Raw genomic sequence first — 21500 nt, forward strand, 5'->3', positions numbered from 1 at the left:
TCCGCCGCCGGCCGGCAGGACGGCTTCCCGTTCGCAAGGTGATTACTAGAATAACTTTCCGGACAATCGTCGATGACGGGAAAAACCTGTTCCCCCGGATAATCGGAATTAGTACAAATACACCCAATCCGGGCTTTGGAGCGGGCGCTGTTCACCATGACCTATCCTCAAGACGAAAGAATGTCCTCCCGGCGGTCGCGGCATCGGGGCGGAGCGCTTCGCGGCGCCGCCCTGCTGCCGCTGCTCGTCGCGGCTTCGGCGCTTTCCGCGGCGGCTCCCGCGCTCGCCCAGGTCGGCCCGCCCGCCTCCCTGACCGGCAACCCGGCGCTGCTGCGCGAGACCGACATCGACAGGATCAACGACAAGTTCGCCCGGCCCGACCTGCCGGTGACCTCGACCGATCCCGAGGTGCCGGTGCTGCTCGACCAGACCCAGCCGCCGGGCAACGCCGGCGCGATCCGTTTCGCCTTCCGCACCTTCGAGCTGGAGCAGCCCGCCCCGGTCGGGCAGGCGGCGATCGACGAGATCGCGCAGCCGCTCGCCGGCAGGACGGTGTCCCTGCTCCAGGTGTTCGAGGCCGCCGCGGCCGTGGCCGAGCGGTACGAGGCGCTGGGCTATTTCAGGCCCAAGGTCAGCGTCCCGCCGCAGAGGATCAACAACGGTACCGTCAAGCTGCGGATCGACCAGTTCGCCGTCGACCGCACGGTCATCACGATCGACGGCGCCCCGGCCGGGCCCGATCCCGTGCTCGACCGGATCATCGCCGACGTGACGGCCGACCGCCCCTTGTCCCGCGCCGTGTTCGAGAGCGCCCGCGACCGCCTGAAGCGGGAGCTGGGCCTGTCGGTTGTCCATCTGGAAAGCCGGATCGAGTCGGACCAGAGCATCACCGTCACCGTGGAGCTCAGCCGCCGCGCCCCCGCCACGCTGGAGCGGATCGGCATCGAGGTGCCGCCCGGACTGGACCAGGACAAGCCGCCGCCCGGCGCGGAGCGGATCCGGTTCCGCCTCGACCGGCTGGACTTGGCCGGCGTCTCCACATATCCGGCGGACCAGCTGGCGCCGCTCTATGCGGACTCGATCGGCAAGGAGATCTCGCTCGCCGACCTCTATACCATCGCCGGCAAGATCCGCGGCCGGTACGAGGCCGACGGCTACGTCCCGCCCGAGGTGAAGATCCCCGCCCAGTCGGTCGTCGACGGCGCCGCCCGGCTCCAGGTCAACGAGATCTGGGCGTCGCGGGTGGTGGTGATGCTCGACGGCAAGGAGGTGCCGGCGGACGACCTGCTCCACCGCACCGCCAACCGGGTCGCCAACGTCCGGCCGCTGACCATCGCGGTGCTGAACCGCTACGCCCTGCTGCTCGGCGACATCCCGGGCATCAGCATCCGCTCGATCACCCCGCCGAAGGAGCCGGGCGGCCTCGCCACGGTCGAGTTGGCCCGCAAGACCTTCGGCGGCAGCGTCGGCATGGACAACCGGGGCTCGCGGCCGACCGGCATCATCGAGCTGATGGCCAGCGGCTCCGCCGCCGGCGCGCTGGGCTTCAATGAGCGGCTGTCGCTCAGCCACATCACCATGATCGATCCGGAGGAAGTCAGGATCCTCGGGATCGGCTACGACCAGCCGCTGACGTCCGACGGCCTCAAGCTGTCCACCTACTACAGCAGGACGCTGGCCAAGCCCGGCGCCAACCTGAAGGACCAGCAGGGCGAAAGCTTCGGCTCGCTGTTCACCGCCAGCCTGTCCTACCCGGTGATCCGGTCGTCGGTCGAGAACCTGACCGTGTCGGCGCAGTTCGACTATCTGAACAGCCTGGCCCAGGCGACCCCGCTGACCGCCCCGTTCTTCGGCAGCCAGACCTTCATCCTGTCCAACTCGCGCACGCGCAGCCTGCGGGTCGGCGGCCGGTTCGATTTCGTCGACGGGCTGCACGGGCTGACGGCCTTCAGCGCGAAATTCAGCCAGGGACTCGACATCTTCGGCGCGCGCAAGACCGGCGCCGAGTACTCGACCCGGCGGAATGGCGTCAGCGACTACCGGAAGGTCAATGCCGAGATCACCCGCACCCAGCCGCTCGGCGCCAGCGGGCTGGCCCTGGTGCTGGGCGTGACCGGGCAGTATGCCTTCGACCCCCTGCTGGGACCCGAGCAGTTCAGCGTCGGCGGCAAGGAGTACGGGCGCGGCTACAACAACACCATCATCATGGGCGACCACGGCGTGGCGACCAAGACGGAGCTGCAATACAACGGCGCCGTCGGCCTTCCCTATTTCCAGGGCTACCAGCTCTTCGCCGGGTACGATTTCGGCCGCACCTGGCGGCGCGACCTGCTGCCGGGGGAGAAGCCGATGGACGACGCGGCGTCGGTGGTCGGCGGCGCCCGTTTCCTGCTGACCCAGTGGCTGTCGGGCGAACTGGTCGTGGCGCAACCCCTGACCCGTGCCTACTACACGTCAGGCAACCTCCCGACGAAGCGTCCGCAATATTTCTTCGGCCTTCAGGCAAGCTTCTGATCAACCGAAGATCATAGATTAACGCTTTTGCCACTGCCGGACGTGTCTTCCTGCCCTGCTATCCTGGATAGGACTTGTGGGGAGATGGGCATGGCATCACCGGCGGGATACGCATTGGCTTTCGCGGCCCTGATCGCGGCCGGCGCCGCCTGGTGGTACCCGGCGCGGGAACCCGCAAGGGCCACTCCGATCCGGGATGCCGTCAGCGCGGCCATAGAGCAGCGGATCGGCCATCCCTGGCGCGTCCGCACCCTGCATGTCAGGGCGCCCGTCCCGGCCGATGCCGAGGGATCCTATCTGGTGGATGTGGAGGTCGAACTGGCCGAGCCGACCTTCACGGCGCTCGAACTGGTGGAAGGGGCCACCCTGGCGACCGCGGTGGGGTCGCCAGGATATTCCAAGCGGCTGTTCGGCAGGCTATGGCTGGACGAGGGGAACGCGGCGGCGCCGGTGCGGCTGCACATCGACAACATGGCCACCCTGGACCGGATGGGGACGCCCCTGTCGCGGATCCCCGGGCGGGTCATCGCGCGGGACAGCTTCGAGTTCGAAAGATGGAGCGCGGCACCGCAGGCGACGGCCGGTGCGGGTGACTCAGCGTGCCTTGGCCGCTGTCCGCTTGACCGGCTCGGTCATGTAGAGAACCAGGAAGGTGACCAGCGGCGTGAAGAGCAGGCTGAGCACGAAGGCGCCGACGAAACGGCAACGGCGGCCGCTGCCGACGAAGCCGACGACTATCGATAGGAAGACGTAGAGGAACGTGAAAAGAAGGGGCGGCATTCCTGGTTCCCTGAAACGGATCTTCCGGCACGGCGATTGCTAAGCAACCATTGGGAACGTTACTAACGATCGTTTTCTCTTCCGGTTCGTCATCCGCGGGCTTGACCCGCGGATCTCAAGGCACGGAGGCTCCGATGCTTCCCGTGAAAGATGGCCGGATCAAGTCCGGCCATGACGAAAAAGGGGTAGTTCCGCCTTGAATTCAGGCTTGTGAGCAGTTAGCAACAACCGTGCCGGACAGCTGTGGGCTTGACCCGGTCATCGCTTGCAGGCTTCATCGGCGCCGCCATGCAGGGAGATACCCGGGTCAAGCCCGCGCAGGACGAACCGGCCGGGTCGGCCGCCATGGAAATCGTTCCACGGCGGCCGAAGCGGCCCTAAGTCGGGCTCAGGCGGCGACCGGGGTCTCCGGAGCGGCCTGGGCGCCCTTGAACTCCTTCTCGAAGTGGCTGCGCACCTTCTCCGGCTCGAAGTTCAGCAGCGATCCGCCGGTCTCGTAGTGCAGGACGAAGACCTTGCCGACCGCCTGGGTCAGGGCGTAGGCGAAGCCCGAGCTGACGGCCATGCCGACCGCGGTGCCGACGATCGGGATGAGCTTGATCACGGTGCCGAGGACGGCCAGCGAGCCGCCCGCCAGGGCGCCGGGCAGGACGCCGCCGATCAGCGCGCTGACCACGGTCTTGGCGCGGTCCTGGCTGAAGGGGACGCCGTACAGCTTGGACAGGTCCGAGACCATCTTGATCTGGACCGCCACGATCGCGGCGATGTCCAGCGTCGGGACGGGGATCAGCCCGCCGCCGGCGGCCCACAGGGCGTAGCGCGAAACCAGCTTGTTGGCGTCAGTGATACGTTCGTTGCTCATAACTCTCTCCGTGGCCTGGGTACCGCCTCGGCGCAGATCGTCGGGTAGCGCTCAACAGCAATGGGCCACACCTTGCGCCAATGCAACTGACGAGAGTGTATAAACGGTTTTCGGGTTACTGCAAGCATAAACTCGCGCATAAGAGTTATAGGTTCTGAAAAATACCTGCATGAAGGTTTATTCGCGTATGCGCCGTAACGTACGGCCGAGTCGTTTACTCGCGATCGAAACTCCCAGGTAAGTTTGCCTGTTCCACTGTTATGTAAAAGTGACAATTTGGGTTGTTTCGCCACGTGCCGTTCAAGGCGCTTTCATCTCGGTCACGTTTTGGTTACACCATATGATCTAAGCCAAAGGTGAAGCTTTTGGTGGAGTCGGCTGCGCCTGTTCCGGCCTGGAGCTTACCCGATTCGGTTTGGATAGGTAAGCTAATATGGCTAATCCATGCGTGGTATGGTTATATGTCCGGCGGCTGGTCGCGAAGCGCCTCCGCCGGTCCGCGGCGACCGGCGGCGATGGAAGCCGGTCCTCCGACAAAGATGCGAGGCTTGTGATGGCACCCAGAAAACGCGGTGGAATGGCTGGGTCTTTCGAGCCCCCGGCCGGCTCGATCTCCCGGTCCGACGACCCGGAGTCCGGCGGAACCGACTCCGGCGCGCCGTCCGAAGCCGACTCGATGCTCTCCGGACCGGCTTCCCCGGCCGGGCCTCCCGACCCGGCCCCCGCGGCCTACGGCATCCCCTGCGAGTCGGCCCCGATGTTCCCGGCCCCGATGTTCCCGGCCCCGGCGCCGCTCCCCGACGCGGTGCCCGCCGACGCGGCGCCGGCCGAGTCCCTGGCCGAATCGCCGGCCGCCCCGACCGGAGCCCTTCCCGCCGCCGGGCCGGACGTCGCGCCGCAGCCGGCGCCGGACGCCGTCACGGCGTCGGCCAGCGCCCTCGGCAGCGTGACGGGCCTCGGGCTGGCGGCCTTCGTGGGCGGCGGGTTCCTCATGATGGGGCTCGGCGCCGCGGTGGGGGCCTATTATTCCGTCGCCCTGGCGGAGCAGTATGTCAGGCGTGTCGGCGGCCTCGGCCGCCCGGGGGCCGCATGACGGGTACGGGTCGGATCACCCTGTTCTGCTTCGCCCATGCCGGCGCCGGCGCGTCGGCATACCGGTCCTGGGTCTCCGCGGCGCCTTTCCGGGTCGTTCCGGTGCAGTATCCCGGCCGCGAGGACCGGATCGCGGAGGAACCCTTCTCCGACATCGGCGCCCTGGCCGCGCATGTCGAGCGGCGCGTCCTCGACCAGGTCGGGGGAGGCCGCTACGCGCTGTTCGGCCACAGCATGGGCGCCATGGTCGCCTACGAGCTGGCCCAGCGGCTGCGCGGCCGGGACGTGCCCCAGCCCTGCGCCCTCTTCGTGTCGGGGCGCGAGCCGCCCCACCGTCCCCGGCTGCTGGAGCCGGTGTCGCACCTGGACGACCGGGCGCTGATCGACCGGATCGTGGCCCTGGGCGGCACCCCGGCGGAAGTGGCGGCCCATCCGGAACTGCTGGAGTTGGTGATTCCCATCCTGCGCGCCGACTTCCGCGCCTGCGAGACCTACCGGCCGACCCTGGCGCCGCCGCTGGCCCTGCCCATCCACGTGCTGTGCGGGGAGCGGGACGACCATGTGGTGGTGGAGGAGCTGGGCGAGTGGCGGGACCACGGCGCCGGCGCCGGCTCCGTCACCCTTTTCCCCGGCGGCCATTTCTATCTCTCGTCGGCCCGGGACGCGGTGATCGCGCGGATCGCCGCCCTGCTCCGCGACGTCGCCCCCGGCGGATGAGGTTGCCCGGTCGTGACCAATCTTGTCTGCTCGAACGCGGTCGCGGCGGGGATGGCCCCGCCCGATGCGCCCCTTGCCGGGATCCGGGCTGAATGACGTTCATCAGGCTGGTTCTCCGGGAAAGCCGCTCGTCCCCCTACAAGGTCGCGGTCATGGCGATGCTGGCCGGTCTCGGCAACGCCATGATCCTGGCGATCATCAACCGGTCCGCGGACCTCGCCAACGACGGCGGCGCCCAGGTCGCCGACATGATCCTGTTCGCCGCCACCATGGGCATCCAGGTGCTGGCGCAGCGCTACGTCTCCCGCACCACCACCCGCGAGGTCGAGGAGATCATCCACCGCCTGCGCAAGCGGCTGATCTCGCTGATCCGCCAGACCGACCTGACGGCGCTGGAGGGGATCGGCCGCTCCGAGATCTACGCGATGATCACGAAGGAGACGCAGGCGATCTCGTCCAGCGTGCCGATGCTGGTCAACGGCTGCCAGTCCGGCATCCTGCTGGTGTTCACGCTCGCCTATATCTACGTCCTGTCGTCGACCGCCTTCATGCTGACGATCGCGATCACCGCCATCGCGGCGTCGACCCACCTGGCGCGGATCGGGCAGCTCCGGCGGGAGGTCGAGCTGTCCTTCCAGCTGGAGAACCAGCTGTTCGAGCGGCTGACCGACCTGCTCTCGGGCTACAAGGAGGTCAAGCTCAACATCCGCCGCAGCCGGGAGCTGCAGGAGCATTTCGACGAGGTCTCGTCCGCCTCCACCGAGGCCAAGGTCAAGACGCAGATCGGCATCAGCAACGAGTTCCTGTTCGCGCAGTCGATCTTCTACCTGATGCTGGCGGCGATGGTGTTCGTGGTGCCGGCCCTCAGCCCGACCTTCAGCGACGTGGCCCTGAAGACCAGCGCCGCGGTGCTGTTCCTGATCGGGCCGATCACCAGCCTGGTCCAGGCCATCCCGGCCATCACCATGGCCAACGCCGCGACCGACAACATCGAGCGGCTGTCCAAGACCCTGTCGGAGCGGATCGACCCGACGGCCACGGACGACGAGGTCGAGTCCTTCGCCCGGATCGAGTTCCAGGACGTCACCTTCTCCTACGTGGACCCCCGGTACGGCACCCGGTTCTCGGTCGGCCCGTTCAATGTGGACGTGAACAGGGGCGAGATGGTCTTCATCACCGGCGGCAACGGCGCCGGCAAGTCGACCTTCCTGAAGCTGTTCACCGGGCTGTACCGGCCCGACGGCGGCCGCATCCTGCTCGACGGCAAGCAGCTCGACCAGCGCCGCCACGGGGCCTACCGCAGCCTGATCTCGGCGGTGTTCACCGACTACCATCTGTTCCGCCGGCTATACGGGCTGCCGGAGGCGGACGTCTCGTCCCTGCTCCGGCAGATGGAGATCGACCACAAGGTGTCGATGACCGGCCGCGACTTCGACAGCCTGGACTTCTCGGCCGGCCAGAAGAAGCGCCTGGCGCTGATCGTGGCGCTGCTGGAGGACCGGCCGATCATCGTCCTGGACGAATGGGCGGCCGACCAGGACCCGATCTTCCGCCGCAAGTTCTACGAGGAGCTGCTGCCGGCGTTCAAGGCCATGGGCAAGACCGTCGTCGCGGTCACCCACGACGACCGCTATTTCGGCCTGGCCGACCGCCGCCTGCACATGGAGGAAGGGCGTTTCGCTCCCGAGGGGCACGACTCCGGCAGCCACGCCCCTGACCAAGGAGACCACGCGTGAGTTCCGTCTGGGGGCACATCAAGGCATTCTTCCGGCGTCACCTGATGAAGGTGACGATGATGCTGCTGATCCTCTCCTTCCTGGCCGGCCTGCTTTATCCCATGTCGGTCATCTCGATCCCGTCGGGTCATGTCGGCGTGCTGTGGCGCCGCTTCTTCGGCGGCACCGACACGACGACGGTCTGGCAGGAAGGCATCCACCTGATCGCGCCGTTCGACGAGCTGTTCATCTACGACGCCCGCCTGCTCCAGGTTCATCACGACTTCGACGTGCTGTCCAGCGACGGCCTGAACATGACGGTCAACATCGCGTTCCGGTACCGGATCGTGCCGGAACATGTCCCGATCCTGCACAAATACGTGGGAAGAGGCTACACCGACATCCTGCTGCTGCCGGAGATCGGGTCCCAGGCGCGCGACATCTTCGCCACGTACATGCCGGACGAGATCTATACCAAGCGTGTGGAGATCCAGGACAAGATCGAGGCCCAGGTCCGCAACAACCTGATCACCCAGTTCAATCCGGACAAGCTGATCGACGTCGAGTATGTCAAGCTGGAGGACATCCTGATCCGGTCGATCCAGCTGCCCGCCGACGTGCAGGCTTCCATCGTCCGCAAGGTCGAGCAGTACCACCTGTCGCTGGAATATGTCCACCGCCTGAACCGGGAGCGCAGCGAGGCCCAGCGCCGCGAGATCGAGGCGAACGGCATCCGCAAGTTCCAGGAGATCATCGGCGAGGGCATCACCCAGGCCTACCTTCAATGGAAGGGAATCGACGCGACCCTCCAGCTCGCCCAGTCGCCCAACGCCAAGGTCGTGATCATCGGCTCCGGCAGTTCCGGCCTGCCGCTGATCCTGGGCAACATCGACGGGGCCTCCGCAGCGGGACCGGGCGCCGGCAGCGGAACGGTGCTGCTGCCCGGGGCGCTGAACCAGCCGAGCGGGCTGACCGAGCTCCAGCCGCCGCCGCTTCGCCTGGCGGTGCCGCCGGACGACAACAAGCGGATCGCGGTGCCGCTCCCGGCGCCGGCGGGCGCTCCGCCCCAGGCCGGGCCGGGAGCGCCCGCCGCCCAGCCGGGGCGGCCGGCGCCATGACCGGCGGGTTCAGGCGCCGGCTTCGGCCAGGCGCCGCCGCAGGCTGGCCGGCCTCATGTCGGTCCATACCTCGCGGATATGGTCCAGGCACTCGGCCTTGGTGCCGGTCTTGCCGACCGCCCGCCAGCCCTGGGGCACCGGCTTGAACTCCGGCCAGATGGAATACTGCTCCTCGTCGTTGATCACGACGGTGAAAACGACGGAGTCGTCGTCAAACATTCAGCGTCTCCTGGGAAGTTGCATACGAAGATATGATGCATGGATTTTCATCGATGCCGGCAATATCCCTAGTTCGGGAATGATCCTATTGTGCGGCAATTTTGGTTGTGGTAACACAGGAACAGATGCTTGTCGATAGAATGACAGAATGTCGCACATAGTTAACCCTGCATGACAGTGTCATTATCACAGTATCAAAAGAAGGCGGATGTTTTCTGTTTCAGGTTGAGTTTTCAGGGCGTTGCCGGGCGCCGGGGTGTTCTTGCTTCCGATCGCGGCGATTGTTAATCCGGGTTAATTTTCTTTGCGAGCGCTAGCCATGAATGATGCGGATCCTGGTCGCATGCTCGACGGCGGCGACGAGAGGCGGCCGGCCGACGACGCGGCCATGCTGCCCCTGACCCGCGTCCAGCTCGAAATCTATGTCGAGCAGAAATTCAACCCGGAAAGCCCGCTGTTCAACATCGGCGCCCTGGTCCGGATCGCCGGGCCGGCCGACGGCGCCCGCTCGATCGCGGCGATCCGCCATGTCGCGGACAACGCGGCGGCCTTCCGCACGGTCATGATCGACACCGACGACGGACCGCGCCAGCGCGTGCTGGACAGGTTTCCCGGGGCCGTGGACTTCATCGACCTGAGCGGCGAGAGGGACCCCGAAGGCGCGGCACTGCGCTTCATGAACGGCGACATGGCGGAACCGCTGCCGTTCGGGCCTGCCGGCCCGCTGGCGCGATTCGCCGCGCTGCGCTGCGGTCCCGACCTGTTCTTCTGGTACGGCAAGTTCCACCACATCATCGCCGACGGCTGGGGCACCTCGCTGTTCCACGCCAACCTGGTGCGATCCTACAACCGGCTCACGGCCGACGGCACGCTCCCGGCGCTGGAACTCGGCCATGTCGCCGACCAGATCGCGGAGGAGCGGCGGTACCGCGCCTCGCCCGGGTTCGAGGCGAGTCGGGCCTATTGGGAAAGCCTGTTCCCGGCCCTGCCCGAGCCGCTGTTCCGGCAGGCCGGCCCCCTCACCACGCGCGCCCTGCGCCGCACCATCCATCTGGACGGCGCCCTATACGGTCGCATCCGCGATCTCGCCGAAGCGGAGAAGGCGTCGCCGTTCCACGTGCTCCTGGCGGCGCTCGGAACCGTCCTGTCGCGCCAGTGCGCGACTCGCGACCTGGTGATCGCGGCGCCGATCCTCAACCGCAGGACCGCGGTGGAGAAGCAGGCGATCGGGCTGTTCGCCAGCGTCTCGCCCCTGCGGCTGCGCCCCGACGGGCTGCACGGCCTGCGCGCCCTGGTCGGCGAGATCCGCGCCCAGCTGCGCCGGGACTACCGGCATCAGCGCTTCCCGGTCGGGGAGATCAGGCTGCCCGGCCTGCCGGAGGAAACGGCGCGCAACCGCCTGCACGAGGTCAGCCTGTCCTACGAGCGCCACCATTACGGCGAGCAGGTCGCGGGCTGCACGAACCGGACGGTGGTCCTGTCGAGCGGCCACCAGAACCAGCCGCTCCAGGTCTTCGTGCGCGACTTCGACGACCATGACGACATCGCGGTCGATTTCGACTTCAACGAGAGCTACTTCGACCAGGCCGGCGCCGAGGCGCTGGTCGGCCGCTTCCGCCGTCTGCTGGAAAGCGCGCTGGACCAGCCGGACCGGCCGGTCGCGACCCTGCCCTGGCTCTCCCCGGCCGACCGCGACTGGCTGGTGCGGCAGGCCAACGCGGGCGCCGAGGTGCGTCCGACCGGCACCCTGGCCGGGTGGTTCGAGGCGACCGCGGCGGCCCATCCGGACCGCCCCGCCCTGTCCTTCGAGGGCACGGTGCTGAGCTACGCCGAGCTGGATGCCCGGTCCAACCGGCTGGCCCGCCACCTCGCCGGGCTGGGCGTCGGGGCGGAGACGCCGGTCGGCCTGTGCCTGGAGCGCGGCGCGGAGCTGATCGTCGGCCTGCTCGCCATCCTCAAGGCCGGCGGCTGCTACGTCCCGCTCGACCCGGCCTATCCGGCCGACCGCCTGTCCTGGCTGGCCGGGGACGGCGGCCTGAGGCTGGTGCTGACCCACGCGCCGGCCCGCGAGGCGCTCGCCGCCGCGCTGGGCGACGGCGCCCTGCCCGTGGTCGATCTGGCCGACGCCGAGGCGGACGCCGCCGCCCTGCCCGCCGCGCCGCTCGCCCTGGCGATCGACCCGGAGCAGGCGGCCTACGTGATCTACACCTCCGGCTCGACCGGAAGGCCCAAGGGCTGCGTGGTCAGCCACCGCAACGTCGCCCGCCTGATGGCCGCCACCGAGCCGCAGTTCGGCTTCGGCCCGGACGATGTCTGGACCCTGTTCCACTCCTACGCCTTCGACTTCTCGGTCTGGGAGATCTGGGGCGCCCTGCTCTACGGCGGCAAGCTCGTCGTGGTGCCCTACTGGGTCAGCCGGGCGCCGGACGCGGTGGCCGAGCTGCTGGAGCGCGAGGGCGTCACGGTGCTGAACCAGACGCCGTCCGCCTTCCGCCAGCTGATCCCGGCCGCCGCCGGGCGCAAGTTTGCCCTGCGCCGGGTGGTGTTCGGCGGCGAGGCGCTGGAACTGGCGAGCCTGTCGCCCTGGTACGCGGCGCAGGGCGACGCCGCGGTGCTGGTCAACATGTACGGCATCACCGAGACCACGGTCCACGTGACCTACCGGGCGCTGGAGCCGGCGGACGCCGAGGCCGGCCGGGGCAGCGAGATCGGAAGGCCGCTCTCGGACCTCCAGGTGCATCTGCTCGACCACCGGCTGGAGCCGGTGCCGGTCGGCGTGGTCGGCGAGATCTTCGTGGGCGGCGGCGGGGTGGCGCGGGGCTACCGCAACCGTCCGGACCTGACGGCGGAGCGGTTCCTTCCCGACCCGTTCGGCCCGCCGGGCTCGCGGCTGTACCGCTCGGGCGACCTGGCGCGGCGCCTGGCCGACGGCAGCCTGGAGTATCTGGGCCGGGCCGACCAGCAGGTGAAGGTCCGGGGCTTCCGGATCGAGCCGGGGGAGATCGAGGCGGCCTTGGTGCGCCGGCCCGGGGTACGCGAGGCGCTGGTGCTGGCCTTGCCCGGTCCCGGCGGCGACCCGCGGCTGGTGGCCTACGTGGCGGCGGAGGACGGCCGGGGCGACGTGGCGGGATGGCGCGCGGCGCTGGCCGAGGCCCTGCCCGACTACATGGTGCCGGCGGCCTTCGTGGTGCTGGAGCGCTTCCCCCTGACCCATCACGGCAAGATCGACCGCGCCGCCCTGCCGCCGCCGGAAAGCTCGCGCTCGGAAGCGGGCGAGGCGCCGGCCACCGCGGCGGAGCGCGCCCTGGCGGCGATCTGGTCCGACGTGCTGGGCGTGCCGGCGGTCAACCGCGACGACAATTTCTTCGCGCTCGGCGGCGACAGCATCCTCTCCCTCCAGGTCGTCGCACGAGCCCGCAAGCAGGGCATCGGCTTCGGGCTGCGCGACCTCTACCGCCACCAGACGCTTCGCGGCCTCGCGGCTTCGGCCGAGACCGGGCCGGCCGACCTGGACAGGGACGAGGCTCCCGCACCCTTCGCGCTGATCGCCCCGGCCGACCGCGCCCTGCTGCCGGCCGGCGCCGTCGATGCCTTTCCCATGTCCAGGCTCCAGGCCGGGATGCTGTTCCATGCCGAGCTGGAGGCCGGGACGGCGATCTTCCACGACATCTTCAGCTACCGCATCGAGCTGCCCTGGCGCGACGACGGCTGGGACAGGGCGCTGGAATCCCTGGCCGACGCCAATCCCGCGCTTCGCACCAGCCTGCACTGGACCGGCTTCGGCGAGGCCCTCCAGGTGGTCCATGGGCGGGCTCGGGTCCCGCTGGAGGTGGACGACCTGAGGGCGCTCGATCCCGCCGAACGGGAAAGCCGTGTCGCCGCCTTCCTGGCGGCGGAGAAGCGGACCGGGTTCGACATCGCCGCGGCACCCCTGTTCCGCGTCCGACTGCACCGGCTGGAGGAGGACGTCGTCCAGGTCACCATCAGCTTCCATCACGCGATCCTGGACGGCTGGAGCGTCGCGACCCTGCTGACCCGCCTGATCGGCCTCTATCTCGGCCGCCCGGTCCAGGCCGGCGCCGGCGGCACCGCCGTTCCCGCCTGCTTCGTGGCACTGGAGAAGGCGGCGGTCGCCGACGAGGCCGTGCGCCGCTTCTGGGCCGCACGGGTGGCCGGCCTGGAGGTTCCCCGGCTGCCGCGGCTGGCGGTGGCTCCCCCGGCCGATGCCGCCGGCAAGGTCAGCCGCCATCTGGTGGCCTTGCCGGCCAGCCTGTCCGGCCGGCTGGCGGCGAGCGCCGACCGGCTCGGCGCGCCGATCAAGAGCCTCGCCTTGGCGGCCCACCTGCGGGTGCTGGCCTTCGCGACCGGGCGCCCCGACGCGGTGACCGGCTATGTCACCCACGGAAGGCCGGAGCTGGACGGCGCCTCCGAGGTCACCGGGCTGTTCCTCAACACGGTGCCGCTGCGCCTGAAGCTGGGTTCCGGCACCTGGCGCGACCTGGTGCGGGACCTGCTGCGCGAGGAGGCCGAGGTGCTGACCAACCGGCGCCTGCCGACCGCCGACATCAAGCGTCTGGCCGGCGGGATCGACCTGTACGAGGCCGGTTTCAATTTCATCCATTTCCATGTCTATGCCGGCATCCTCGGCATGCCGGAACTGCGGGTCCTGGACGTCGCCATCTTCGAGGAAACCGACTTCCCGTTCCTGGCCCAGTTCGCCCGCCACCCGACCAGCGGCGAGCTGGAACTGACGCTGATCTACGACCACGCCAAATACTCGGCCGAGCAGATCGGGGATCTCGGCGGCGCCTATATCGGCGTCATGGAGGCCTTGGCCGACAGGCCCGACGAGCCCGTCGCCGCCCTCGACCTGCTGGGCGCCGGGCAGCGCGACTGGCTGGTGCGGGAGGCCAACGCGGGCGCCGAGGTGCGGCCGACCGGCACCCTGGCCGGCTGGTTCGAGGCGACCGCGGCGGCCCATCCGGACCGCCCCGCCCTGTCCTTCGAGGGCGCGGTGCTGAGCTACGCCGAGCTGGATGCCCGGTCCAACCGGCTGGCCCGCCACCTCGCCGGGCTGGGCGTCGGGGCGGAGACGCCGGTCGGCCTGTGCCTGGAGCGCGGCGCGGAGCTGATCGTCGGCCTGCTCGCCATCCTCAAGGCCGGCGGCTGCTACGTCCCGCTCGATCCCGCCTACCCGGCCGACCGCCTGTCCTGGCTGGCCGGGGACGGCGGCCTGAAGCTGGTGCTGACCCACGCGCCGGCCCGCAAGGCGCTCGCCGCCGCGCTGGGCGACGGCGCCCTGCCCGTGGTCGATCTGGCCGACGCCGAGGCGGACGCCGCCGCCCTGCCCGCCGCGCCGCTCGCCCTGGCGATCGACCCGGAGCAGGCGGCCTACGTGATCTACACCTCCGGCTCGACCGGGAGGCCCAAGGGCTGCGTGGTCAGCCACCGCAACGTCGCCCGCCTGATGGCCGCCACCGAGCCGCAATTCGGCTTCGGCCCCGACGATGTCTGGACCCTGTTCCACTCCTACGCCTTCGACTTCTCGGTCTGGGAGATCTGGGGCGCCCTGCTCTACGGCGGCAAGCTCGTCGTGGTGCCCTACTGGGTCAGCCGGGCGCCGGACGCCGTGGCCGACCTGCTGGAGCGCGAGGGCGTCACGGTGCTGAACCAGACGCCGTCCGCCTTCCGCCAGCTGATCCCGGCCGCCGCCGGGCGCAAGTTTGCCCTGCGCCGGGTGGTGTTCGGCGGCGAGGCGCTGGAGCTGGCGAGCCTGGCGCCCTGGTACGCGGCGCAGGGCGACGCCGCGGTGCTGGTCAACATGTACGGCATCACCGAGACCACGGTCCACGTGACCTACCGGGCGCTGGAGCCGGCGGACGCCGAGGCCGGCCGGGGCAGCGAGATCGGAAGGCCGCTCTCGGACCTCCAGGTGCATCTGCTCGACCACCGGCTGGAGCCGGTGCCGGTCGGCGTGGTCGGCGAGATCTTCGTGGGCGGCGGCGGGGTGGCGCGGGGCTACCGCAACCGTCCGGACCTGACGGCGGAGCGGTTCCTGCCCGACCCGTTCGGCCTGCCGGGCTCGCGGCTGTACCGCTCGGGCGACCTGGCGCGGCGCCTGGCCGACGGCAGCCTGGAGTATCTGGGCCGGGCCGACCAGCAGGTGAAGGTGCGGGGCTTCCGGATCGAGCCGGGGGAGATCGAGGCGGCCTTGGTGCGCCGGCCCGGGGTACGCGAGGCGCTGGTGCTGGCCTTGCCCGGTCCCGGCGGCGACCCGCGGCTGGTGGCCTACGTGGCGGCGGAGAGCGGCCGGGGCGACGTGTCGGGATGGCGCGCGGCGCTGGCCGAGGCCCTGCCCGACTACATGGTGCCGGCGGCCTTCGTGGTGCTGGAGCGCTTCCCGCTGACCCATCACGGCAAGATCGACCGCGCCGCCCTGCCGGCGCCGGAAAGCTCGCGCTCGGAAGCGGGCGAGGCGCCGGCCACTCCGGCGGAGCGCGCCCTGGCGGCGATCTGGTCCGACGTGCTGGGCGTGCCGGCGGTCGGCCGTGACGACAATTTCTTCGCGCTCGGCGGCGACAGCATCCTCTCCCTCCAGGTCGTCGCCCGCGCCCGCAAGCGGGGCCTGACGCTGACCCCCCGGCAGGTCTTCCTCCAGCCGTCGCTGCGCGAACTGGCCCTGGCCGCCGTAGAGGCCGGAACCGCCGCCGCAGCGGTCGCCGGGACGTCCGACGGCCCCGTGCCCCTGACCCCGATCCAGCGCTGGTTCTTCGGCCTGGACCTCGCGCGCCCGTCCTGGTGGAACCAGATTGCGTGGCTGGAGACCGCCGGTCCCGTCGATCCCGCCGCCCTGTCCCGCGCCCTCGACCAGGTGGCCGGCGCCCACGAGGCGTTCCGCCTGCGCTTCCGCCGGGAACCCTCGGGCTGGGTGCAGACCCTGGTGCCCGGCCCCGCGGCCCTGCCGCTGACCGTCCATGACCGGTCGGAACTGCCCCGGGCCGCCCTCTCCCTCCAGGAAGGCTGGGACCTCGGCGAGGGGCCGCTGGCGCGCGCCGCCTGGTTCGGCGAGGGGACCGGCGGCGTTCTCGCGGTCGCGGTCCATCACCTGATCGTGGACGGCGTCTCCTGGCGCATCCTGCTCGACGATCTTGCGGGCGCGCTGGCGGGGGAACCGCCGTCCACCGCCTTCGGCTTCGCGGCCCATGCCCGCGCGCTCGGCGACAGGCCGGTCCCGGCGGCCCCGGTCCCCGCCGGCCGGTGCCGGCTGCCCATGGACCGCGGCGTTCCCGACCTGACCGGGACCGCCGGCAGGATCTCCACCGCGTTCGATCCCGCCGAGACGGCGCTGATCACGGTCGATGCCCCGGCCGCGTCCCGCCAGCCGGTGGACGCCCTGGTCCTCGCCGCCGTGGCCCGCGCCCTCTCGGACCTCGGCGGGGGCCTGCTCCCCGTCGTCGTCGAGGGCCACGGCCGCGACGTGCCGGACGCCGACCTGTCCCGCACGGTCGGCTGGTTCACCGCGTTCCGCACCCTGGCCTTGCCGCTCGGACTTGAGGCCACATCCGATGACGCCGCTGCGGCGCTGGCCGGTGCCGCCGACGGACTGCCCGCCGACCCGGCGGACTGGCCGGAGGTCAGCGTCAACTATCTCGGCCGCATCGCCGATGCCGCAGGCGGTTCCGGCTGGCGGCTGCGCCGCGAACCCGGGGTGCCGGTCTCCGCGCCGGAGAACCGCCGCCCCTTCGCCCTCGATCTCGTGGCAATGGTCGCGGGCGGCCGGCTGGAAGTGACCTGGCTGTTCGCCGCCGGGATCAACGCCGCCACGGCGGAGCGCTGGGCCGTCCGCTTCAAGGCCGCCCTGCTGGAAGTCGCCGGCGCCGCCGCCGGCCGCATCGTGCCGCCGAAGCCGGAAGACCTGCCGCTCGCCCGCCTGGACGCCGCCGCCCTCGCGGCCCTTGCCGCCGCGGTTCCGGCCCCGATCGCCGATGCCTATCCGCTGACGCCGCTCCAGCTCGGCATGCTGTTCCACGCGGTGGAGCGGCCGGACGCCGGCGTCTATGTCGAGCAGCTCGCCGGCCGCCTGACCGGCGAGCTGGACGAGCCGGCCTTCCTCCAGGCCTGGCAGGACGTGATCGACCGGCATCCGCCGCTTCGAACCCTGTTCGTCTGGCGCGACGTGCCCGAGCCCCATCAGGTCGTGCTGGCCCGCGCCGCCCTGCCGGTCCGGCGGGAGGACTGGCGCGGCCTGCCGGACGACGAGCAGGACCTTCGGCTGGAAGCGCTGCTGGCGGCCGACCGACGCCTGGGCCTCGACCTCGGCCGGGCGCCGGTGATGCGCTTCGCCCTGGTCCGTACGGGGGAGTCCGCCTGGCGCTGGGTCTGGACCCACCACCACATGCTGGTGGACGGCTGGTCGCTGCCGATCCTGTTCGGCGACCTGCTGGCATCCTATTCCGCCCGGATCGCGGGGCGCGTCGCCGAGCCCGCCCCGGCGCGGCCGTTCCGCGACCATGTCGCCCGCCTGGCCGGCCGCGACGGCTCCGCCGACGAGCGGTTCTGGAAGGCGGAGCTGGCCGGGATCGAGGGACCGTCGCGCCTCGCCCTCCAGCGCCCCGCCGGCGCCGCCGAGGAACTGCCCGGCGAGGTCGAGCGCACGCTGGGGCCGGCGGCCTCCGAGGCGTTGCGTGTCCTGGCCCGACGGCATCAGGTCACGCTCAACGTCGTGGCCGCCGCCGCCTGGGCGCTCCTGCTGGAACGCCACGGCGCCGGCCCGCGCCCGATGTTCGGGCTGACCGTGTCCGGCCGCTCGCCGGAGCTCGCCGGCTCCGACGGGATGGTGGGATTGTTCATCAACACCCTTCCCTGCGCGGTCCCGGTGCCCGGCGCCCTGCCGCTCTCCGGCTGGCTGGGGGAGGTGCAGCGGCGGCTGGCCGCCGTGCAGGAGCACGACGCCGTGGGCCTGGTCGAGGTCCGGCGCTGGGCGGGGCTGCCGGCGGACGAGGCGCCGTTCGACAGCCTGTTCGTGTTCGAGAATTATCCCGTGGCGGCGGCCCTCCAGCGTCAGGCCGGCGGCATCGCCTTCTCCGACATCCGCTTCGTGGAGCGGACCAACTATCCGCTGACCGCCGCCGTGATCCCCGGCGACGCGCTGATCCTGAAGATCAATTATGACGGGCTGCGCTTCGGGGTGGCGGAGGCGTCGGCCCTGCTCGACCGCTGGACCGGCCTGCTGGCCCGGATGGCCGAGCGGCCGGACGACCCGGTGGACGGTTTCGCGGTCATGCCCCCGGCCGAGGCCGCCGGGCTGATCACCCGCGCCAACCCCGTGGGCAAGGGCGCCGCCGAGCCGGAGCCCGCCCACCGGCTGGTCGAGCGGATCGCCGCCCGCCGGCCCGACGCGCCGGCGCTGGACACCGCCGGCGCGGTCGTGACCTATGGCGCCCTGGACGCCGCCGCCGACCGGCTCGCCCGCAATCTCGCCGCCCGGAGCGTCGGGCCGGAAACCGTGGTGGCGACCCTGCTGCCGCGCTCCGCCGACCTGATCACCGCCCTGCTGGCGATCCTGAAGGCCGGCGGCGCCTGGCTGCCGCTCGACCCCGCCTATCCGGCGGACCGGGTCGGGCACATGCTGTCGGACGGCGACGCCCGGCTGATCCTGGCGCGCGGCCCGGTGCCCGCGGACCTCGCCGGCGGCCGCCCCGTCCTGGACCTCGACGCGCCCGCCGGACCGGATGCCGGCCTGCCGCTCCCCGCGGTCGATCCGTCCGGCCTCGCCTATGTCATCTACACCTCCGGCACGACCGGGCGGCCCAAGGGCGTGCTGGTGCCCCATGCCGGCATCGCCAACCTCGTCGCGGCCCAGGCCGATGCCTTCCGGATCGGGCCGGGCGACCGGGTCTATCAGTTCGCCTCGCCCAGCTTCGACGCGGCGGTGGCGGAGATCTTCCACGCGCTGGGGACCGGCGCCACGCTCTGCCTGCCGCCCGCCGGCGATGCGCTCGACGTCGGCCGCCACCTGGCGGAGGCGCGGGCGACCCACGTCACCCTGCCGCCCTCCGTCCTGGCCGCCCTGGACCCCGCCGCCCTGCCGGACCTCCGCGCCGTGGTGGTGGCCGGCGAGGCGGCGCCCGGCGCCCTGCTGCGCGCCTGGAGCCGGGTCGGCCACGTGGTCAACGCCTACGGCCCGACCGAGGCGACCGTCTGCGCCTCGGTCGAGACCTGCACGGACCTGCCCGGGGAGCCGGCGCTCGGCCGTGCCATGGCCGGCTGCGCGCTCTACCTGCTCGACGCGCGCGGCGACCCGGTGCCCCCCGGCGTGCCGGGCGAGATCGCGATCGGCGGCATCGGCGTCGCGCGGGGCTACCGCGACCTGCCCTGCCTGACCGCCGACCGCTTCCGTCCCGACCCGTTCAGTCCGGTCGCGGGCGCCCGGCTGTACCTGACCGGCGACCTCGCCCTGTGGGATGCGGAGGGGCGCATCCGCTATCTCGGCCGGCGCGACCACCAGGTGAAGCTGCGCGGGTTCCGCATCGAGCTGGGGGAGGTGGAGGCGGTGCTGGCCGACCATCCCGCCGTAGCCTCCGCGTTGGCGCTGGTCCGTCGCCCCGCCGCCGGGCCGCCCGAACTGCTGGCCTTCGTCACGGGTGCCGGCACCGCTCCCGACCCGGCGGAACTCCGCGCCCACGCCGCCGGGCGGCTGCCCGGCCATGCCGTCCCCTCCGCCGTGCTGGTGCTCGACTGGTGGCCGCTGACTCCCAACGGCAAGATCGACCGCGCCGCCCTGCTCGCCCGGGCCGATGAGCGCGAGCCCGTCACCCTCTCCTCCCGGGCCGAGGCCCCGGCCGGCGCCGCGGAGGAGATCCTGGCCGCGGTCTGGCGCGAGGTGTTCAACGGCCGGGCGATCGGCCGCCGCGACAATTATTTCGACCTGGGCGGCGACAGCATCATCAGCCTCCAGATCGCCGCCCGCGCCCGGGCCGCCGGGCTGGAAATCTCCCCCCGACAGGTGCTGGAGGCCCAGACCGTCGCCGCCCTCGCCGCGCTGGCGATCCCCCTGGCCGCGGCCCCGGCGGAGCCCGAGCCGGCGACCGCCGAGATCCCGCTGACGCCGATCCAGCGCTGGTTCTTCGACCAGGACCTGCCGGCGCCGCACCACTGGAACCAGTCGCTGGCCTTCGCGGTGGACGCCGGGTTCGACGCCGCCGCCTTCGGCCGGGCGCTCCGGGCCCTGCACGCCCGCCACGACACGCTGCGCCTGCGCTTCGCCCGCGCGGACGGCGGCTGGCGCCAATTCTACGACGGCCCCGGCGAGCCGCCCCGGCTGGAACGCCTGGACCTGACCGGCGAGGCCGACCCCGACACCCTGCTGGCCCGGGCGGCCGACCGCCTCCAGGCCGGCTTCGACCTGGGTTCCGGCTGCCTGATCGCCGGGCTGCTGGCCGAGATGGGGGCGCGGCGCCCGCGCATCCTGCTGCTGTGCGCCCATCATCTGGCGGTGGACGCCGTATCCTGGCGGGTGCTGCTGTCCGACCTGCACGCGCTCTACCGGGCGGAGGCCGGCGGCTCTCCGCGCCCGCCCGCCCCTGGCGGCACCAGCTTCCGCCGCTGGTCGGAGGCGCTGGCCGCCCATGCCGGGGAGTTCGGGGCCGAGCTTGACCATTGGCGCTCGGTGGCGGCGCCGGGAACCGTCCCGCTGCCGTTCGACGGTCCCGACCCCTCCGGGCCGGACCCGGTGGCCGGGGAGCGGGTCGCCCGCACCTCGCTCGGCGTCGCCCGCACCCGGACCCTGCTCGACGGCGCCGCCGGCCCGATGCCGGAGGCGCTGCTGGCCGCCCTGGCCCTGGCCCTGGGACGGTGGTGCGGCGCCGGGGCCGCCGTCATCGACCTGGAGAGCCACGGCCGCGACTCCCCCTGGCCCGGCATCGACCTGGCCGGCACCTGCGGCTGGTTCACCGTGCTGCACCCGGTTCGGCTGGAGATCGCCGGGACGGCCGACCCCGCCGCCGCCTTCGCCGCCGCCCGGGCCGCCCTCTCCGCCGTCCCGTCCACCGGCCCGTCCAGGGGACTCGGCTGGGGCGTGCTCCGCCACCTCGCCGGGGACGGGAGCCTGTCCTCGGCGCCGCCGGCGTCCGTGGCGCTCAATTACCTGGGCCAGACCGACGCCGGGACGGCCGGGCTCGACGGCTTCGCCCCGCTCGCCGCCGCCTATGGCGGGGAGCGCGACCCGCGCCAGCCGCGCAGCCACGCGCTCGCCTTCAACGCCCGCGTCCAAGGCGGGACGCTGATCCTGGACCTCGCCTACGGCGCCGGCCGGCTTTCGGCCGATACCGCCGATCGCCTCGTCGCCGGCATGGCCGAGGGGCTGGAAGCCCTGGTGGACGCCGCCGCCGGACCCGCCTCGGCCCGGTTCGACAAGATCGACCTCGCCGAACACGAACTTGACGCCCTTATGGCCGACCTGGCCGACAGCTTCGACGATTGACC

General features: G+C 71.5%; 9 protein-coding genes. 7 read left to right on the plus strand and 2 right to left on the minus strand.

All coding sequences use genetic code 11. The annotated features are described in order from the left end of the window. Window positions 1-156 precede the first annotated feature (156 nt). Window positions 157-2514, plus strand: a complete 2358-nt coding sequence (locus IGS68_RS31730) for a ShlB/FhaC/HecB family hemolysin secretion/activation protein (protein WP_201083287.1) — start codon at window positions 157-159, stop codon at window positions 2512-2514. A gap of 90 nt (window positions 2515-2604) precedes the next feature. After that, window positions 2605-3258, plus strand: a complete 654-nt coding sequence (locus IGS68_RS31735; RefSeq protein ID WP_201083289.1) for a hypothetical protein — start codon at window positions 2605-2607, stop codon at window positions 3256-3258. 424 nt (window positions 3259-3682) lie between these two features. Here IGS68_RS31735 and IGS68_RS31740 read toward each other — a convergent pair whose 3' ends face one another. After that, window positions 3683-4192 (minus strand): YcjF family protein, encoded by a 510-nt coding sequence (locus IGS68_RS31740; RefSeq protein WP_256445802.1) that lies wholly within the window; start codon window positions 4190-4192, stop codon window positions 3683-3685. 541 nt (window positions 4193-4733) lie between these two features. Here IGS68_RS31740 and IGS68_RS31745 point away from each other — a divergent pair. The 4 genes from IGS68_RS31745 to IGS68_RS31760 all read left to right on the plus strand — a co-directional run bounded on the left by IGS68_RS31745 (window position 4734) and on the right by IGS68_RS31760 (window position 8798). After that, entirely contained in the window at window positions 4734-5249 is a 516-nt protein-coding gene (locus IGS68_RS31745; RefSeq protein WP_201083293.1) for a hypothetical protein, read from the plus strand. Further along, on the plus strand, window positions 5246-5965 hold the full coding sequence (locus tag IGS68_RS31750; protein ID WP_201083295.1) for a thioesterase II family protein: 720 nt from the start codon (window positions 5246-5248) through the stop codon (window positions 5963-5965). The genes IGS68_RS31745 and IGS68_RS31750 overlap by 4 nt, the downstream gene beginning before the upstream one ends. A 92-nt stretch (window positions 5966-6057) precedes the next feature. After that, window positions 6058-7701, plus strand: a complete 1644-nt coding sequence (locus IGS68_RS31755; protein WP_201083297.1) for a cyclic peptide export ABC transporter — start codon at window positions 6058-6060, stop codon at window positions 7699-7701. Next, window positions 7698-8798 carry a prohibitin family protein gene (locus IGS68_RS31760; RefSeq protein WP_201083299.1) on the plus strand — a complete coding sequence of 367 codons (1101 nt, stop codon included), beginning with the start codon at window positions 7698-7700 and terminating at the stop codon, window positions 8796-8798. The genes IGS68_RS31755 and IGS68_RS31760 overlap by 4 nt, the downstream gene beginning before the upstream one ends. 9 nt (window positions 8799-8807) lie before the next feature. On the opposite strand, the gene IGS68_RS31765 is transcribed toward IGS68_RS31760, so the two are convergent. Continuing rightward, a complete protein-coding gene (locus IGS68_RS31765; protein ID WP_201083301.1) occupies window positions 8808-9017 on the minus strand; it encodes an MbtH family protein in 210 nt (69 codons plus the stop codon). A gap of 343 nt (window positions 9018-9360) precedes the next feature. On the opposite strand from IGS68_RS31765, the gene IGS68_RS31770 reads away from it, so the two are divergent. Beyond that, window positions 9361-21498 (plus strand): non-ribosomal peptide synthetase, encoded by a 12138-nt coding sequence (locus IGS68_RS31770; RefSeq protein WP_206379361.1) that lies wholly within the window; start codon window positions 9361-9363, stop codon window positions 21496-21498. Window positions 21499-21500: the final 2 nt, after the last annotated feature.

Source organism: Skermanella sp. TT6 (assembly GCF_016653635.2).
Lineage (GTDB): Bacteria > Pseudomonadota > Alphaproteobacteria > Azospirillales > Azospirillaceae > Skermanella > Skermanella cutis.

Excerpts from the sequence above, each read along its gene's own strand:
- IGS68_RS31750 (WP_201083295.1), top strand. The coding sequence starts at position 5,246 with ATGACGGGTACGGGTCGGATCACCCTGTTCTGCTTCGCCCATGCCGGC.
- IGS68_RS31735 (WP_201083289.1), top strand. The coding sequence starts at position 2,605 with ATGGCATCACCGGCGGGATACGCATTGGCTTTCGCGGCCCTGATCGCG.
- IGS68_RS31730 (WP_201083287.1), top strand. The coding sequence starts at position 157 with ATGACCTATCCTCAAGACGAAAGAATGTCCTCCCGGCGGTCGCGGCAT.
- IGS68_RS31755 (WP_201083297.1), top strand. The coding sequence starts at position 6,058 with ATGACGTTCATCAGGCTGGTTCTCCGGGAAAGCCGCTCGTCCCCCTAC.
- IGS68_RS31770 (WP_206379361.1), top strand. The coding sequence starts at position 9,361 with ATGCTCGACGGCGGCGACGAGAGGCGGCCGGCCGACGACGCGGCCATG.
- IGS68_RS31765 (WP_201083301.1), bottom strand. The coding sequence starts at position 9,017 with ATGTTTGACGACGACTCCGTCGTTTTCACCGTCGTGATCAACGACGAG.
- IGS68_RS31745 (WP_201083293.1), top strand. The coding sequence starts at position 4,734 with ATGGCTGGGTCTTTCGAGCCCCCGGCCGGCTCGATCTCCCGGTCCGAC.